This is a genomic window from Micromonospora sp. A202 (assembly GCF_006715105.1).
Lineage (GTDB): Bacteria > Actinomycetota > Actinomycetes > Mycobacteriales > Micromonosporaceae > Micromonospora > Micromonospora zamorensis.
In genome coordinates this window covers 4,822,250-4,839,211 of record NZ_VFMP01000001.1, presented here as the reverse complement: position 1 = coordinate 4,839,211, position 16,962 = coordinate 4,822,250, and the positions used below count along the sequence as shown (strand labels likewise).

Here is a 16,962-nt window from a genome sequence, read left to right as displayed (position 1 = left end):
TGGACCAGGTGACTAGGCTCGACCGGGTGGAGCAGACCCGAGGCCGGTTCGCCGGGCCGCCGCTGACCCCCCGTACCGCCGTGATCTGGTCGGTGCTCCGCGCCGAGCTGGACCGGCGCGGCGACGCCGAGCTGACCGTGCTGGACGTGGGCGGCGGCACCGGCGGTTTCGCCGTTCCGCTGGCCCGCGCCGGGCACCGCGTCACAGTGGTCGACGCCAGCCCCGACGCGCTCGCCGCGCTCACCCGCCGGGCCGCCGAGGCCGGCGTGGCCGACCGGATCGCCGCCGTGCAGGGCGACGGCGACGCCCTCGCCGGGCTGGTCGAGCCGGCCGGCGTCGACCTCGTCCTCTGCCACTCCGTGCTGGAGGTGGTCGACGACCCGGCACCGGTGGTGAGCGCGTTGGCCACCGCGCTGCGCCCGGGCGGCGCGGCCAGTGTGCTCGTGGCCGGGCGGGCCGCCGCCGTGCTGGGCCGCGCGATGAACGGCCACCTCGACGTCGCGACCGCGCTGGCCGCCGACCCGGCCGGCACCGCCGGACCACGGGACACGCTGCGCCGACGCTACGACGCCCCGGGCGCCGCCGCGCTGCTCGGCGCCGCCGGTCTCGTGGTCGAGGAGATCCACGGGGTACGCGTGCTCGCCGACCTGCTGCCGGCCGCGGTCGCCGACGGGCAGTCCGCCGCCCTGGTCGAGTTGGAACGCGCGCTGGCCGCCCAACCTCCGTACCGGGACCTGGCCGCCCAACTGCACCTCTTCGCCCGCCGGCCGGCATGAGCGACTCGCCACCTGCCGCGCCGCTGACGGTCCTCGGGCCGCACCACGGCGGCGGCCGTCTCGCCGACGTGCTGCCCAGCGCGCTCGCCGTGCTGGGCGTTCCCGGCTCGGCCGACCCGCTCGGGCTCGTCCCCGCGTTGGCCGGGGTACGCCGGATCGCCGTGCTGCTGGTCGACGGGCTCGGCTGGTACCAGCTGCCGACCGCCGCCCCGTACGCGCCGACCCTCGCCGGGCTCGCCGCCACGGTGGCCCGGCCGATCATCGCCGGTTTCCCGTCCACCACACCGACCAGCCTGGTGACGCTCGGCACCGGCGTCGCTCCGGGCGCGCACGGGGTGCTCGGCTTCACCGTGCGGGTGCCCGGCACCGACCGGGTGCTCACCCACACCGACTGGGCCGCGGACCCGTCGCCGCTGCACTGGCAGCCGGTGCCCACCCAGCTGGAACGGGCCCGCGCCGCCGGTGTGACGGTGACAGTGGTGAGCCGGCCGGAGTTCGGCGGCAGTGGGCTGACCCTCGCCGCCAACCGGGGCGGCGACTTCCGGGGCGCTGCCGGTGGGGACTCGGTGGCCGCCGCCATGCTGGCCGCGCTGGCCGCCGGCCCGGGCCCGACCCTGGTCTCCGGCTACCACGCCGACCTGGACCGGCACGGCCACCTCAGCGGCGTCGACTCAGCACCCTGGCGGGTCGCCGCCACCGAGGTGGACGCCCTGATCGCCCGGTTGGTCGACGGCCTGCCGCCGGACGCGGCACTGCTGGTGACCGCCGATCACGGCCAGCTCGACATTCCCGCCGACCACCGCTTCGACCTGGACACCGACCCACGGCTGCGCGCCGGGGTGCGGGTGGTGGCCGGTGAGGCCCGGGTGCGCTACCTGCACGTCGAGGAGGGCGCGGTCGACGACGTGCGGGCCGCCTGGTCCGAGGTGCTGGGCGACGCGGCGCGGGTACGCACCCGCGACGAGGTGGTGGCCACCGGCTGGTTCGGTCCGGTGCCCGAGGAACACCTGGGGCGGATCGGCGACGTGGTGGTGACCTGCAACGACACGTACGCGGTCATGGCCAGCCGCACCGAGCGGCCGATGGCGTCGAAGCTGGTGGCGTACCACGGGTCGGACACCGCGGCCGAGCTGACCGTGCCCCTGCTGGTCGTCCGCGGCTGACCGGCGTACCGGTCCGGCCCGCCGGTGGCTGGTGGTGTCGTACCTTCGGGTTAACCTGCCGGGATGGGCCGCAGCCAGTCGTTGCCCCGGGGCGACGACGATCCGCGCTTCGGGCCGGACGCCGACGACTCCGGCAGCCCGATCCTGCACGTCGACATGGATGCGTTCTTCGCCGCCGTCGAGGTGCGCCGCCGACCCGAGCTGCGCGGCCGGCCGGTGGTCGTCGGCGGCGTCGGGCCACGCGGGGTGGTCAGTTCGGCCAGCTACGAGGCCCGCCGGTACGGCGTGCGCAGCGCGATGCCGACCAGTCAGGCCCGAGCCCGGTGCCCGCACGCCGTCTACCTGCCACCTGACTTCACCGCCTACACCGAGGCCTCCCGGGCTGTCATGCAGATCTTCCGCGACGTTACCCCGCTGGTCGAGCCGCTGTCCCTCGACGAGGCGTTCCTCGACGTGACCGGCGCCCGCCGGCTCTTCGGCTCCCCGGCCACCATCGCCCGGCTGATCCGCCGTCGGGTCGCGACCGAGCAGGCGCTGACCTGCTCGGTCGGGGTGGCGCCGAGCAAGTTCGTGGCCAAGCTGGGTTCCACCCGGGCCAAGCCGGACGGGCTGCTGGTGGTGCCCCCGGGGCAGGTGCTCGACTTCCTGCACCCGTTGCCGGTGGACGCGCTGTGGGGGGTGGGGGAGCGCGCCGCCGAGTCGCTGCGCCGGCTCGGCCTGACCACCGTCGGCGATCTCGCCGAGGCGCCGGTGGGCATGATCCGCCGTGCGGTCGGCGCCGCCTCGGCGGCACACCTGCACGAGCTGGCCTGGGGACGGGACCCGCGCGGGGTCAGCCCGGAGCACGTCGACAAGTCGATCGGCGCCGAGGTGACCTTCGACGTCGACGTGGCCGACCCACTGGAGATCCGCCGCGCGCTGCTCGCGCTCAGCGCGAAGGTCGGCGTCCGGCTGCGAGGCTCCGGGCAGGTTGGGCGCACCGTCGCCCTCAAGGTCCGGCTGGCCGACTTCCGCACCGTGAGCCGCTCCCGCACCCTCGACGTGCCCACCGACACCGCCCGCGAGATGTTCGACACGGTTTGGGCGCTCTACACCGTTTTGGACCCGGGCGAGCGGATCCGACTCGTCGGTGTCCGGGTCGAAGGGCTCGCCCCGGCGCAGGGCGCTCCCCGGCAGCTCACCCTCGGCGCGCCCGAGCATGGTTGGCGCGAAGCGGAAGCTGCCGTGGACGCCGCTGCTGCCCGTTTCGGGCGGTCCGTCATAGGTCCGGCCAGTCTGATGGGCGACCGTGACAGCCGTCGAAACGAAAATCCACCCCACCCGTAGGTCGTCCCGCTTTCCGACGCGCGAGCCCCCTCGTAGACTTGCGGGTAAGCAGCCGGATGGCTGCCACGGTCTGTCGGCCCGAATGGGCCCGACCAACGTGACCGGGGAGGAGTGCCGTGCCGCTCTCGGAGCACGAGCAGCGGCTGTTCGAGCAGATCGAGCAGTCGCTTGCCGAGGACCCCAAATTCGCCTCGGCCGTGCGCGCCAGCGATCCGCGCTTCCATGCGCGGCGTCGCCTGCTCGTCGCCGCCGGCGTCATCATCGCTGGCTTGGCTCTACTGGTCTATGGCGCGGTGATCAAGACTCCACCGCTGGCGGTGGCGGGCTTCGTCGTCATGCTGGCGTCGGCCGCGTTCGCGTACCAGTCGCACCGGCGGGCACAATCACCTGACCTGCACGTGGTGGGCGGCACGACGAGTCGTCGTCGCCCCCGCGGTGGCCGATCCGGTCGCAAGTCGTCACTCCTGGACCGCATGGAGGACAGGTGGCGGCAGCGTCCGGAGGGGCACCGGTAGGCCGGTCCCGCCCCTGAGGCGGGACGTACGCCGCTGAGGCGGCCGTACGTCGCGACGAGTGGGTCGCCGGGCATTCCCGCCGGCGACCTCAGTGGCATCCACGCGCCCTCTGCGTGCCGCCTCCTATCCGGCGGCTTCCTTGCCGGTGGTCTTCCTTCCCGCGGTCTTCCTTCTGGCGGTCCCCTTTCCGCCGGTCTCTCTCGTGTCTCCCCGGGCGCGAGCGCCGGCTCTCCCGGAAACGCTGACCCAGCCCACGGCAGCCTTGCGGCCCCCCTTTCCGCATGATCGTGCTCCGCATTCCCTGAGCATCAACTGATCATGGCTCGCTGGCTCGTTGGCCCACGGGTCGACGGGCGACGGGGGACCGACGCGGGTGGCGGGGCGGGGTGACCCGCGCCGGGGGCGCTGGGCGGTGGCGACTGATGCAGAGTGGGGCGGCGGTCCACCTGACCGCCGCCCCACACCTGGACCTGCGTTGTTCAGCGCGCCGCCCGGTCGGCCATCAGCCGTCGTGGGTTCCAGCGCAGCAGCCGGTACCGGGTCCGCCCGGTCAGCGCCGCCATTCGGCCGGACGTGTCCGCCATGCCGGTCCTCCACCGCAGCAGCACCGATGGCGGCAACACGGCGGCGAGGATGCGGGTCCGTCGGTCCGCCCGTGCGGCGAGCGCCCCGCGGACCGTGCGCAGCGCCGGCAGCAACCGCTCACCGGTCAGCGGATCCCGCGCGTAGCGGGCCCGTTCCTCCGCCTTGCCGAGCAGCCGCGCCGACTCCACGGCGGCGGTGTCGTCGCTGAGGGTGTCCCGGATGAGCCGGTCCGCGGTCGCCCTCGGCGTCTCGGTGAGGTCGACCGGAACCCGGAAGTCCACCAGGGTGTCGAGCAGCTCCGACCAGGCGGCGTGCGCGTCCGCGCGGGCGCGGTTGGCGTCCGCGGCGACCGTGACCAGGCGGGTCCCCGGCTCGGTGCCGTCGGCGACGGTGGTGGCGGCCACCGTGGCGCTCGCCGCCTGGCCACCGCGTCGGCGCCGCAGCGCGACCCGGCGCAGAGCAGGCACCGCCAGGAGCAGCAGCAGGGCCAGCATGCCGGCCGCCCACCAGGGCCAGGTCGGCGGCTGTTCGTCGGGCGTCGTTCCGCCGAGGGCAAGCCCCTCGTCGGTGTCCCGGTCGGCGTTGTCCGGGCCGGCCGGCCCAGCTGAGGCCTCGGGGCCCGTCGGGGCGTCCGTGACACCCGTGCCCGGGGTGGTCGGATCCGGTGCGTCGGTGTCCGGTGCCCAGGCCGACCGGGTGGAACCGGGCACCCCGGACGCCGGGGTGGCGTCGAAGGGCACCCAACCGAGGCCGTTGAAGAAGACCTCGGTCCAGGCGTGCAGGTTGAGGTTGGTCAGCGTGAAGGTGTCACCGTCGCGCTTGCTGCCGTTGGTGAAGCCGAAGGCCACACGGGCTGGGATCCCGGCCGCGCGGACCAGCCAGGCCATCCCGGCGGCGTACTGCTGGCAGTAGCCGACCTTGTTGGTCAGGAAGTTGACGATGTCCTGCCCGCTGCTGCCGCTCTCGGTGCTCAACCGGTAGCTGAACCCGTTGTCCGCCGAGAAGTGCTGGTAGATGGCCAGCACCCGGTCGTAGTCGGTGCGCTTGCCCTGGACCAGCCCCTTGACCAGCTCTTCCACCTCCGGCACCCGCTCGGGGGTGGCGGTCAGCTGCCGGCGTACCGGGACGTCGGCCGCGAGCGGCTGCGCGGCCCGCAGCGCCGCCGGAGTGTATGTCGAGCGGACGTAGTCGAAGGAGTACTTGCGGCCCCGGGAGTTTTCCCGGTTGGAGAAGACGACCTGCTGGTTGGGGTCGTAGAGCCAGTTGCCGTTGAGGTCCTCGGTGCGCACCGGCTCGGCGTACACCGGCATCAGCCCCATGCTCAGGCTCTTGGTGACCTCGACGGTCGCCCGGTAGGTGGTCTGCTGCACGCCCCGATCGGCCGGTTTGGCCGGGTCCGGCAGGTCCCGGTTCGCGGGCCGACCGCTCGGGCTGCGCGCCTGAAAACCACCCGGGCGCAGCTCGTCGGCGACCGCGTAGCGCAGGTAGAACGGGTTCTGTTCGGACGTGGTGACCTTGACCAGATCGGCCACCTGGGACTGGTTGAGCTGGCCGGCGAGCGAGGCGAACAGGTCGATCCGACCCGATGTGCCGCCCGAGCCGGTGCCGTTGCCGGTGCCGTTGCCCGAACTCCGGCTGAGGGAGTCGAGCAGCCCGCCGGTCATGCCGGGCACCGCCAGCGGCAGCATCACCGCCAGAGCCACCCCGACCGCCGCGAGCCGGCGGCCGGCGGACGCCAGCGGCGAGGCCTCCCACACGTCGACGTCACGGCCGTCACCGGTGAAGCGGCGCCCGAAGCGGCGTACGCGGTCCACGTTGTCGGTGACCAGCAGCCAGAGGTAACCGGCGGCGCCCACCACGAACGGCACCGCGGGGACGCTGTCCACGTAGACGGCGACCGGCACCGAGTAGATGGCGAGCATCGGCAGCCCCGCCAGCGCGGGTCGGCGCAACCCGACGGCCAGTACGTCGACCAGGACGGCGACCCCACCGACGCCGAGCACGGTGATGAACAGCAGCGGGTCGGTGTCGGGGACCTCGACGCCGTACGAGCGCATGTCCTCCATGGAACCGGCGAGCAGATCGTTGAAGTGCGCGAGCGTGCCCGGCGTGGGCAGGACGGCGAGCAGCTCCGCGCCGCTGGGGAACAACCAGGTCAGGGCAAGGAGCAGGCCGGCCAGCATGCCCAGCACCTGACCCCACAGGGGGGCCCGGGCGAGGCGGGTCAACGCGGCCACCCCGGCCACCACGGCGACAGCGATGACGGACTGGATGAGCCACGTCCAGCTCTGGAAGATGGCCGACAGCGGCGCGGCGGCCAGCAGGGTGGCCGTGGCCGCCACCAGGCCGATGTTCCGACTGGCGATCATGAGGGGAACCTTCCGTTCATCGCACGCCGCCGGCCACCGTCTCGGCCAGTGCGGCGCGAAGCGCGAAGCCCTGGGAGCCCCGGCCGGCCTGCGGCCACAGCGCGGGCAGTCGGCCGCCGTGGTCGACACCGACCACCCGCCAACCGCTCTGCAGCATGGCGAGGACGGCGGCGGCGTGCGCGCGTTCCGCCTCGGCACGGGCCTTCTCCGGCAGGCTGAGCCAGGTGGAGCTGTTCAGCAGGAAGCCGACGCAGGTGGCGCCGTTGCCCCGCAGGCCGGCCAGCAGCTCGGCCTCGGCCACGCTCACCGTGCCGAACAGCCCGATGATCAGACCACCGTCGGCGCGTTGGCGGACCCGTTGCACGAGGTCGGTCAGCTCCGCGCGCTGATCCAGTCGGACCTCCGCGAGGTGATCGAGCAGCGCCCCGTCACCGCCGGCCTCCGAGGCGTCGACATCCGCCCCCGAGCCGGTGACCAGGCGCAACTTGTAGCCGGCCTGGCGCAGGTGGACGGCGATGCTCGCGGCGGCGGAGACGGACCACTCGAAACTGGCCGTCGGCCCCTCGCCGCGGTGGCCGTACGCGCGGGTGTCCAGGACGACAGTGGCCCGGCTCTCCCACGGCTGCTCCTCGCGACGCACCATCAGCTCGCCGGTGCGTGCCGTGGACTTCCAGTGCACCCGGCGCAGGTCGTCGCCACGCCGGTATTCCCGGGTCGCCGCGTCGTCCTCGCCGTGCACCGCCACCGAGCGGGCCCGGCTGTCGCCGCTGCCCGCGTACTCCCCGGGGAGCCGGACCGACGGCAGTGCGGTGACCTGCGGGATGACCGTCAGGTGGTCGGTGCTGGGGAAGGACCTGGTGAGCTCGCAGAGACCGAACGGGTCGGTCATCCGGACCACCAGCGGGCCCACGTCGTAGCGACCCCGAACGTCGGCACGGACGGTGTACGCCACGGAGGTGGCCTGGTGCGCGCCGAGCCGCTCCAACACCACTCGGGGCCGGCTGCCCAGCGCGTAGGGCAGCCGGTCCTCCAGGAGTAGGGTGCCGGTCGGCAGCCGGGAGAGGTTCTGCAGGCGCAGCACCACCCGGGAGTTGGCGCCGACCGGAACCCGGTGGGGGTCCAGTGAACGGTTGCAGGCCAGCTTGTAGCGGCTCCGCCCGACGTAGGCCGCGGCCAGCAACGGCAGGATGGCCAACAGCACAGCCACCCGGAGCAGGTCCTTCTCGCCCAGGATGGCGGCCGAGATCGCCGCCGCGATGGCGGCGGCGAGGAAGGAGCGCCCGCGGGTGGTCAGCCCGCGTAGCCCGGCACGCACGTCATGGCCTCCGCGGCTCGTAGGGCGCGCGGCCGTTGCCGGTGCCGGTGCCGGGGCGGGTGTCGTACGGGTTGCGCTGCCGGTCGTGTGGCAACGGCAGGCGGTGCACCAGCTCGGAGACGATCGCGTCGGTGGTGCGTCGGGCGAGCTGCGCGTCGGCCGTCGGGATGATCCGGTGCGCGAGCACCGGCACCGCCAGGGCCTGCAGGTCGTCGGGGAGCACGTAGTCGCGACCCTCCAGGGCGGCGACCGCCCGGGCGGTGCGCAGCAGTTGCAGGGTCGCCCGGGGGGAGGCGCCGAGCCGCAGGTCAGGTGCCTCGCGGGTGGCGGTGACCAGGTCGATCGCGTACTGCTTGACCGCGTCCGCGACGTGCACCTGTCGGACGGTGGCGATGAGCTGTCGGACGATGGCCGCGTCGGAGACCGAGCGCAGCTCGTTCAGCGGGTCGGTGGCCCCGTGCCCGTCGAGCATGGCCAGCTCGGCGTTGGAGTCCGGGTAGCCCATCGCGATACGGGCGGTGAACCGGTCGCGCTGCGCCTCGGGCAGCGGGTAGGTCCCCTCCATCTCGATCGGGTTCTGGGTGGCGATGACCATGAAGGGGGTCTGGAGCTGGTAGGTGACACCGTCGACGGTGACCTGCCGTTCCTCCATGCACTCCAGCAACGCCGACTGGGTCTTCGGCGAGGCCCGGTTGATCTCGTCGCCGACCACCAGGTTGGCGAACACGGCACCGGGACGGAACTCGAAGTCGTGCGTCTCCTGGTTGTAGACGCTGACCCCGGTGACGTCGCTGGGCAGCAGGTCGGGGGTGAACTGGATCCGTCGCACCGTGCAGTCGATGGACCGCGCCAGGGCCTTGGCCAGCTTGGTCTTGCCGACACCCGGCACGTCTTCGATCAGGAGGTGACCCTCGGCGAGCAGGACGGCCAGGGCGAGCCGCACGGTGGCGGTCTTACCCTCGATGACCTGCTCGATGTTGGCCACGATGGCCTCGCTGGCGGCGCGGAACTCGTCGTGCGGCAGTAGGCCGCCCACCTCGTCCCAGGTCTGTTGTGTCACGGGCCTCCTCCTCGTCGCCATGACGGCAGCTCTGTATAGAGCACCTGGACCCGCCGTTGGGTTCGCGACGTCGAGCCTCGTCTGCCGCAGGAATCTCACTGGTCTCTCAGGCTAACCATGTTTGTCGTTATCGCCGACCCCCGCAGGTAGTCCGTCGGTTACGCACCGGAATATTCGCCGTTCGGGAGATGCGTGACCGGTCCGAGCCCGGGTATCCGGTGCCCCGCCCGCGTGGCCCACCGGTCGGCGGCGGCGACGTAACCGGGGGAGAGCACCGTGTGGCGGGAGCGCGACATCTACGGGCAGGCCGACGACGGAGGCGTACGTCTCGCCGGTGGCGTGGCGCAGTGGCGGCTGCACGCCGACCACGTCGACGTGGCGACCGGCGCCGGAGGGCGGCGAGCCCGCATCGAGGCCGAGTTGCTGCCTGTCGTGGTGGACCTGGACGCGACCGCCCTGGTCCTGCTCGACCTGCAGAACGACTTCTGCTCTCCGGGTGGATGGACCGACCGCTCCGGGCTGGACCACACGGCCTGCCGGGCGGCGATCCCCGGCGCGGTACGGGCGGTGCAGGCCGCCCGCCAGCTCGGCGTACCGGTGATCTGGGTGTACTGGTACAACCGTCCTGACCTGCGTAACCTCGGCGCCCCCACGCTCTGGTCGTTCAAGCACCGTCTCGACCAGGCCGGCATCGGGGAGCAGTTGGACCACGGCCGGGTGCTGACCGAGGGATCGTGGGGCGCGACGCTGGTCGACGAGTTGCGGGAGTTGGTGCGTCCCGAGGACGTGCAGGTGGAGAAGTACCGGATGAACGGGTTCCATGCCACCCACCTCGACCAGGTGCTGCGCGCCCAGGGCATTCGCACCCTCCTGTTCGGCGGGGTCAACACCGACCAGTGCGTCAGCACCACTGTCGAGGACGCGTACTTCCGGGACTACGCAGCAGTGCTGCTGACCGACGCGACCGCCACCTCCAGCCCCGCGTACTGCAAGGACGCCGTGGTTTTCAACTCCCAGCAGTGCTGGGGCTTCACCTCCGACACCGCACGGTTCGCCGCGGCCGGGTGACCGCCGCGCGCCCTGCCCGGCGGCGGCACGTCGTCACGCCGCACAGCGGGGTACACTGCCGGACATGGCCGGAGTCTTCCTGCTTCTTACCGGGCCGTGCTGATGCGCTGAACGCAGCGACAGCACGGCGGCCCCTCCTGTGCGAGGGGCTTTTTTGTGCCCGCCGCCGGCCCGGCCCGGTGGTGCCGAGACGAAGCGAAGCGAAGCGAGGAGAGACGATGAGTGAGGCAGCCGCACCGGCGGGCGACATTCCCCCGTTCCGGTACACCGCGGCCCTGGCCGACGAGATCGAGATTCGTTGGCAGGACATCTGGGCGCGCGAGGGCACCTTCCACGCACCGAACCCGACCGGCCCGCTGGCCGACCCGACCCACCCCCGCGCCGGCGCGGAAAAGCTGTACGTGCTGGACATGTTCCCGTACCCGTCCGGCGCCGGCCTGCACGTCGGCCACCCGCTGGGCTACATCGGCACCGACTGCTACGCCCGCTACCAGCGGATGGCCGGCCGCAACGTGCTGCACGCGATGGGCTTCGACGCGTTCGGCCTGCCCGCCGAGCAGTACGCGGTGCAGACCGGCACCCACCCCCGCACCACGACGGTCGCGAACATCGAGCGGTACAAGGCGCAGCTGCGCCGGCTGGGGCTGGCGCACGACGAGCGCCGCTCGGTGGCCACCATCGACACCGACTTCTACCGCTGGACCCAGTGGATCTTCCTGCAGATCTTCAACTCCTGGTACGACCGTGACGCCGGCCGGGCCCGCCCGATCGCGGAGCTGATCGCGGAGTTCGAGGGTGGCAACCGGTCCACCCCGGACGGCCGGGCGTGGGCCGAGCTGAGCGTCGCCGAGCGCCGCCAGGTCGTCGACGACCACCGCCTGGCGTACGTCTCGCAGGCCCCGGTGAACTGGTGCCCGGGGCTGGGCACCGTGCTGGCCAACGAGGAGGTCACCGCCGACGGCCGCTCGGAGCGGGGCAACTTCCCGGTCTTCAAGCGCAACCTGAAGCAGTGGATGATGCGGATCACCGCGTACGGCGACCGCCTGATCGACGACCTGGACACCCTGGACTGGCCCGAGCCGATCAAGCTGATGCAGCGCAACTGGATCGGCCGTTCCACCGGTGCGCACATCGACTTCCCCACCGGGCAGGCGCCGGTGCGGGTGTTCACGACCCGACCGGACACCGTCTTCGGTGCCACCTACATGGTGCTGGCGCCCGAGCACGAGTTGGTCGACGCGCTGGTGCCGGCCGCCTGGCCGGACGGGACGAGGGACGCCTGGACCGGCGGGCACGCCAGCCCCCGGGTGGCCGTCGAGGCGTACCGCAAGACGGCGGCGGCCAAGACCGACGTCGAGCGGCAGTCCGACACCAAGGAGAAGACCGGCGTCTTCATCGGCGCGTACGCCACCAACCCGGTCACCGGCGGGCAGATCCCGATCTTCATCGCCGACTACGTGCTGGCCGGCTACGGCACCGGCGCGATCATGGCGGTGCCGGCTCAGGACGAGCGGGACTGGGCGTTCGCCGAGGTCTTCGAGCTGCCCATCGTGCGCACCGTGCAGCCGGCGGAGGGCTTCGACGGCAAGGCGTACACCGGCGACGGCCCGGCGATCAACAGCGCCGCGCCCGAGCGCGGCCTGGACCTGAACGGCCTGGGGGTCGCCGACGCCAAGGCGGCGATCATCTCCTGGCTGGAGGCGAACGGGCACGGCACCGGCGCGGTGACCTACCGGCTGCGCGACTGGCTGTTCTCCCGTCAGCGGTACTGGGGCGAGCCGTTCCCGATCGTCTACGACTCCACCGGCGCGGCCATCGCCCTGCCGGAGGAGATGCTGCCGGTGGAGCTGCCGGAGGTGGACGACTTCTCGCCGAAGACGTTCGCCCCCGACGACGCCGACAGCAACCCGGAGACGCCGCTGTCGCGGCGGCGCGACTGGGTCGAGGTCGAGCTGGATCTGGGTGACGGGCCGCAGCGCTACACCCGCGAGACCAACGTGATGCCCCAGTGGGCCGGCTCCTGCTGGTACGAGCTGCGCTACCTGGACCCGACCAACAGCGACCGGTTCGTCGACGCGGAGAACGAGCAGTACTGGATGGGCCCGCGCGGCGACGGCGACTGCGGGGGCACCGACCTGTACGTCGGCGGCGCCGAGCACGCCGTGCTGCACCTGCTGTACGCGCGGTTCTGGCACAAGGTGCTGTACGACCTGGGTCACGTGTCGTCGTTCGAGCCGTTCCGCAAGCTGTTCAACCAGGGCATGATCCAGGCGTACGCGTACACCGACTCGCGCGGCAGTTACGTGCAGGCCGAGGAGGTCATGGAGCGCGACGGCGCCTACTACCTGGGTGACCTGACGGTCAACCGCGAGTACGGCAAGATGGGCAAGTCGCTGAAGAACGTGGTGACCCCGGACGACATGTGCGCCGCGTACGGCGCGGACACCTTCCGGGTGTACGAGATGTCGATGGGCCCGCTGGAGGTGTCCCGCCCCTGGGAGACCCGGGCGGTGGTCGGCTCGTACCGGTTCCTGCAGCGGGTCTGGCGGGCCGTCGTCGACGAGCAGACCGGAGCGCTGCGGGTCACCGAGGACCCGGCCGACGGGGCGACCCGCCGGTTGCTGCACACGGTGATCGACGGGGTCCGCGGCGACATGGACGGCATCCGGTTCAACACTGCGATCGCCAAGCTGATCCAGTTGACCAACGGGCTGACCGGGCTGTCGGCGACGCCCCGCGAGGTGGCCGAGCCGCTGGTGCTGATGGTGGCGCCGTTCGCCCCGCACCTGGCCGAGGAGCTGTGGCGCAAGCTGGGCCACGACACCTCACTGACGTACGCGGACTTCCCGACCGCCGACCCGGCGCTGCTGGTGGCGGACACGGTGACCTACCCGGTGCAGGTCAACGGCAAGGTCCGTGGCCGCATCGAGGTCCCCGCCGACACCGCCGAGGAGGCCGTCCGCGCGGCTGCCCTGGAGGCGGTGGCCGCAGCGCTGGCCGGTAAGGAACCCCGCAAGGTCATCGTGGTGAAGGGCCGGATGGTCTCCGTCGTCGCCTGACGCCGCGAGCCCTCACCGGCGTCGATCATGGAGTTGTGGTGCCTGGTTCGCCCCGTGGCAGGGGCTTGATCCCCCACCACAACTCCATGATCGACCCAGGAGCGGCCGGTCAGGCCTCCAGCGCGGCCGCCACGGCTTCGTGGTGGGACCGCAGCCAGTCCTGCCAACGGCGTATTCCTTCGACCGCGCCCTGGTCGCGCAGCCGGCGCATGCCCGGCTCGTCGCGGTCGGCGCCGGCCTCGATGCCCCGCCAGGTGCTCTCGATCTGGTCGAGCATCACGCCCACCAGCTCGGCCCGTGCCAGCGTGGCCGGTGCGGTCGCGATCGACGCCGCGTCGTAGGCGTCGCAGAGGACCCGGCAGCGCCGACCCAGCTCGACCGGGTCGGCGCCCTTGCCCAACGCGGCCCAGTGCCAGCCGGCGAACGCGACGTCCTCGATCCGCCGGCCCGGGGCGGCCAGGTCCCAGTCGAGGAAGGCCACCGGCAGTGGCCCGGCGGGGGAGTCCCGGTACACAGTGTTCTTCGGCGACAGGTCGCGGTGGCACACCGTCTCGGCGCCGCCCGCCAACCCGGTGCCCGCACACGCGTCGTGCAGCCGCCGGATCAGTTCGGCGAGCCGCACCAGCGCGGCGTCGGCGAAGAACGCCGGATCCTCCCGGTCCCGCCACGGCACCCGACCCGCGACATAGCTGAGCATCTGCCGACCGTGGGCGTCGACGCCCAGGTGGCGGGGCGCGAGGTCCGCGCCCACCCCGGCCAGGTGGCGCAGCAGCGCGCCGACGAAGTCCAGGTTGGCGGGCGGGGTACGTCGTACCGTGTCCCCGATCCGGACCACGTCGGCGACGAACCCACCGGACAGCGGCTCCCCGGCCGGGCCGGCGGTCGGCTCGGCCACTGTCAGACCGGCATTCGACGGCGTCGGCGCTCGGCACGCCACCACTGGTGGATGAGCACCACGCTGGCGATCAGGCCGAGGCTGGCCGGTGCGGCGGCATACCAGTTGATGTGGCCGGGGGAGCTGACCGCCGAGCCGATCGCCGCGTAGCCGACGGCGGTCGGCGCGGAGGCGATCACGCTGCCGGCCAGGAACGGCAGCACGCGCGCGCCGGTCGTGCCGTAGCCGTAGCTGACCAGCCCGAAGCCGGCGATGGGCAGCAGCCGCACGGTGACCACACCGAACACGCTCTGCCGGGCGAACCAGCCATCGAGGCGGGCCAGGCGACCACGGACCCGTTCGGCCACGAACTCCCGGCCGAGCAGCCGGCCGACAGTGAACCCGATCGCCGCGGCCACCAACGCGGCGCCCAGGGCGTACGCGGCGCCCTCCAGGGGGCCGAAGATCGCGCCCGCGGCGAGCGTGATGAAGGTACGGGGTACCAGCGCGACCAGCAGCAGAGCGCCGCCGAGGATCGCCGCCACCGGGGCGAGGTCGCCCAGCCGGTCGGCCAGCAACGGCAACTGCTCCGGATCCGGACGGGGCACCAGGAGCAGCAGCAGCCCGCACCCGCCGATCAGCAGCACGAGCAGGGCGAACCGGGCGGCCGACGGTTGCCGGAGCAGCCGACGGACGGCTCGGATCATTGCCGGGCGGCGGCCACCGCGGAGCGGCGCTCGTTGCGGAGCCGGTCGGGCCAGGTGTCGTCCAGCGGAGGAAGCTGGTGTGCCCCGGTGGCCCAGCGCAGCAGCAGATCGGCCAGGGCGGGGTTGCGGGCCAGCGCCGGGCCGTGCGAATAGGTGCCCAGCAGCTTGCCGCGCCACGCGCCCTCGGTGGCACCGTCGTTGCCCACCCCGGCGGTGACCCGGGCCAGCGGGGAGACCTCCGGGCCGAGGTGGGTGCGGCCGCCGTGGTTCTCGAAACCGGTCAGCGGTGGCAGGCCCAGCCGCGGGTCGATCTCACCGGCCAGCTCACCCACGGCCCGGCTCGGGCCCCGGTCGGACTGGAGGTCGAGCAGCTCCAGGCCGCGGCACTGCACGCCCTTGGCGAAGAACGAGGTGCCGAGCAGTTGGTAGCCGGCGCAGACCCCGAACACCACCGAACCCTGGGCGACCGCCCGGTGCAGACCGCCGTCGGCGAGCAGGCGCTGAGCGCCCAGTGCCTGTGGGCCGTCCTCGCCGCCGCCGACCAGGTAGATGTCGGCGGTCGCGGGCAGCTGCTGGTCGGAGCGGACCTCCAACACCTCGACGGGCATGCCGCGTTGGCGGGCCCGGCGGGCGAGGATCAGGGCGTTGCCCCGGTCGCCGTAGGTGGACAGCAGGTCGGGGTAGATCCAGACGATGCGCAGGCTCTCAGATGACACGGTCCAACTCCGCTCGGATGTCCTGGAACGCGGTGTAGTTCGCGATGACCTCCAGCCGCCCGGGCGGGACCGACCGGATCGCGTCGTCGAACGTGCGGACGTGCTGGAACGGCACGTCGTTGACGTCCAGACGGACTGCCAGGTCGTATGCCCGGTCGCCGGTGATCAACACCTGCCGGCCACGGAGCGGGGCGAAGTCGACGTCGTAGAGCCAGGAGGTGTCCAGACCGTCGGGGTCGCGCGCGTTGATGGAGAGCAGGGTCGGGGCGTCGTCGGCCATGTCGAAGGCCTCCAGCCAGCTGGCCGGGTTCTTGGCCAGCAGCAGCCGGATGTTGCGCCCGTCCTTGTCGACCTGCGCGTAACGGCCGGCCACCGACGTGACGATGCCGAGGCGGGACACCGCGTCGACCGGACGGACGCCGAACTCGGCGGCCACGGCCAGCGCGGTAGCGGCGTTGCCGAGATTGACCTTGCCGGGCAGCTGGAGCGAGACCTTGTGCCAGGCCCCGGTGGGGTCGAGCACCCCCTCGTCCTCGACGACCCAGTTCGGCTCCGGTCGGCGCAGCGGGCAGCCGGTGCACCACCACTGGTCACCGGAGCGCTGGATGGTGGAGCCGCACTCCGGGCAGACCCAGGAGTCGTCGTGCCAGCGCTGGCCGGCACTGAACCAGGTCACGTGCGGCGGGTTGATGCCTCGGGCGGGGTCGCCCGGCGGGGTGGCGGCCCACACCACCAGCGGGTCGTCGGCGTTGGCCACCACCCGCACGTTGGTGTGCCGGACCAGGGCCGCGCGCCAGAGCTGCGCCATCATGGCGACCTCCTTGGCGCGGTCGAGCTGGTCGCGGGAGAGGTTGAGCAGCGCGACCACGTGTGGCTCGGTCGCCTCCAGCACCTGGGCGAGGTAGTGCTCGTCCACCTCCAGCACCGCGTACGGGGTGCTGCCGGCCTTGGCCAGCGCCGAGGTGTGCCCACTGGGCATGTTGGCGCCGAACGAGTTGGTGGCGACCCGGCCGAGCACGCCGACCGCGGCCGAGGTCAGCCGGGTGGTGGTGGTCTTGCCGTTGGTGCCGGAGACGAGCGCGATCGCCCGCCCGGCCGACAGGTGGGCCAGCAGGTCCGGGTCGATCTTCAGGCCGATCCAACCGCCGATCACCGAACCGTCGCCGCGGCCGGCCGCCCGGGAGAGCGCTGCGGCGGTCCGTGACACGGAGCTGGCCACCTTGGCCCGTAGGGGCATTTTCGCGTCGGTCACGCGAGCGAGGTTACCGGACCGCCCGCCCCGCCAGATCGCCGCCGACGGTGAACCGTTCGGCCGTGGTGGCTGCGCGGGCGGCCGGGTGGACCTCCGCCGGACGGAGTCGATCTATGTCGGAAAGCGGACCACGCCGGAGGGCGGTCCCGGCCCTCCACTCCGCTCCACCCCTTGTGA

Annotated in this window: 13 protein-coding genes; 6 read left to right on the top strand and 7 right to left on the bottom strand. The window is 72.8% G+C overall.

All coding sequences use genetic code 11. The features are described from left to right. The first annotated feature begins 8 nt into the window (after nt 1–8). The 4 genes from FBZ33_RS22215 (at nt 9) to FBZ33_RS22200 (ending at nt 3,780) form a co-directional block, all read left to right on the top strand. A complete protein-coding gene (locus FBZ33_RS22215) occupies nt 9–776 on the top strand; it encodes a methyltransferase domain-containing protein (RefSeq protein WP_141910539.1) in 768 nt (255 codons plus the stop codon). Beyond that, nucleotides 773–1,939 (top strand): alkaline phosphatase family protein, encoded by a 1,167-nt coding sequence (locus tag FBZ33_RS22210; protein WP_141910538.1) that lies wholly within the window; start codon nt 773–775, stop codon nt 1,937–1,939. Before FBZ33_RS22215 ends, FBZ33_RS22210 begins: the two co-directional genes overlap by 4 nt. A 63-nt stretch (nt 1,940–2,002) precedes the next feature. Next, complete coding sequence (locus FBZ33_RS22205; protein ID WP_088949395.1) at nt 2,003–3,265, top strand: DNA polymerase IV; 1,263 nt, start codon at nt 2,003–2,005, stop codon at nt 3,263–3,265. Nucleotides 3,266–3,381: 116 nt separating this feature from the next. Continuing rightward, nucleotides 3,382–3,780 (top strand): DUF3040 domain-containing protein, encoded by a 399-nt coding sequence (locus tag FBZ33_RS22200; RefSeq protein ID WP_088949394.1) that lies wholly within the window; start codon nt 3,382–3,384, stop codon nt 3,778–3,780. A 479-nt stretch (nt 3,781–4,259) separates the two neighbouring features. On the opposite strand, the gene FBZ33_RS22195 is transcribed toward FBZ33_RS22200, so the two are convergent. From FBZ33_RS22195 to FBZ33_RS22185, 3 genes are read right to left on the bottom strand one after another with little or no spacing between them, the layout of a single operon-like run. Next, nucleotides 4,260–6,734 carry a DUF3488 and transglutaminase-like domain-containing protein gene (locus tag FBZ33_RS22195; protein ID WP_141910537.1) on the bottom strand — a complete coding sequence of 825 codons (2,475 nt, stop codon included), beginning with the start codon at nt 6,732–6,734 and terminating at the stop codon, nt 4,260–4,262. A gap of 16 nt (nt 6,735–6,750) precedes the next feature. After that, nucleotides 6,751–8,049 carry a DUF58 domain-containing protein gene (locus FBZ33_RS22190; RefSeq protein WP_088949392.1) on the bottom strand — a complete coding sequence of 433 codons (1,299 nt, stop codon included), beginning with the start codon at nt 8,047–8,049 and terminating at the stop codon, nt 6,751–6,753. 1 nt (nt 8,050) lies between these two features. Next, entirely contained in the window at nt 8,051–9,109 is a 1,059-nt protein-coding gene (locus FBZ33_RS22185) for a MoxR family ATPase (protein WP_088949391.1), read from the bottom strand. Nucleotides 9,110–9,385: 276 nt separating this feature from the next. Between FBZ33_RS22185 and FBZ33_RS22180 the strand changes: the two genes are divergently transcribed. Continuing rightward, nucleotides 9,386–10,177 carry a cysteine hydrolase family protein gene (locus FBZ33_RS22180; protein ID WP_141910536.1) on the top strand — a complete coding sequence of 264 codons (792 nt, stop codon included), beginning with the start codon at nt 9,386–9,388 and terminating at the stop codon, nt 10,175–10,177. 218 nt (nt 10,178–10,395) lie between these two features. Next, nucleotides 10,396–13,236, top strand: coding sequence for a leucine--tRNA ligase (gene leuS / locus FBZ33_RS22175; RefSeq protein WP_141910535.1), 2,841 nt, complete (start codon nt 10,396–10,398; stop codon nt 13,234–13,236). 109 nt (nt 13,237–13,345) lie between these two features. On the opposite strand, the gene FBZ33_RS22170 is transcribed toward leuS, so the two are convergent. Genes FBZ33_RS22170 through FBZ33_RS22155 form a run of 4 tightly spaced genes read right to left on the bottom strand, consistent with a single transcriptional unit; the run spans nt 13,346 to nt 16,770 of the window. Then, nucleotides 13,346–14,131: a phosphotransferase gene (locus FBZ33_RS22170; protein WP_141910534.1), complete on the bottom strand. Its 786-nt coding sequence runs from the start codon at nt 14,129–14,131 to the stop codon at nt 13,346–13,348. 2 nt (nt 14,132–14,133) lie between these two features. After that, on the bottom strand, nt 14,134–14,817 hold the full coding sequence (locus FBZ33_RS22165) for a TVP38/TMEM64 family protein (protein WP_088949388.1): 684 nt from the start codon (nt 14,815–14,817) through the stop codon (nt 14,134–14,136). Beyond that, entirely contained in the window at nt 14,814–15,533 is a 720-nt protein-coding gene (locus FBZ33_RS22160) for a type 1 glutamine amidotransferase (protein WP_088949387.1), read from the bottom strand. The genes FBZ33_RS22165 and FBZ33_RS22160 overlap by 4 nt, the downstream gene beginning before the upstream one ends. Then, on the bottom strand, nt 15,523–16,770 hold the full coding sequence (locus tag FBZ33_RS22155; RefSeq protein WP_088949386.1) for a MurT ligase domain-containing protein: 1,248 nt from the start codon (nt 16,768–16,770) through the stop codon (nt 15,523–15,525). Before FBZ33_RS22155 ends, FBZ33_RS22160 begins: the two co-directional genes overlap by 11 nt. Nucleotides 16,771–16,962 lie beyond the last annotated feature (192 nt).

Bases quoted from the DNA above. Each gene is read 5' to 3' on its own strand.
- FBZ33_RS22210 (WP_141910538.1), top strand. From the start codon at position 773: ATGAGCGACTCGCCACCTGCCGCGCCGCTGACGGTCCTCGGGCCGCAC.
- FBZ33_RS22205 (WP_088949395.1), top strand. From the start codon at position 2,003: ATGGGCCGCAGCCAGTCGTTGCCCCGGGGCGACGACGATCCGCGCTTC.
- FBZ33_RS22195 (WP_141910537.1), bottom strand. From the start codon at position 6,734: ATGATCGCCAGTCGGAACATCGGCCTGGTGGCGGCCACGGCCACCCTG.
- leuS (WP_141910535.1), top strand. From the start codon at position 10,396: ATGAGTGAGGCAGCCGCACCGGCGGGCGACATTCCCCCGTTCCGGTAC.
- FBZ33_RS22165 (WP_088949388.1), bottom strand. From the start codon at position 14,817: ATGATCCGAGCCGTCCGTCGGCTGCTCCGGCAACCGTCGGCCGCCCGG.
- FBZ33_RS22155 (WP_088949386.1), bottom strand. From the start codon at position 16,770: ATGCCCCTACGGGCCAAGGTGGCCAGCTCCGTGTCACGGACCGCCGCA.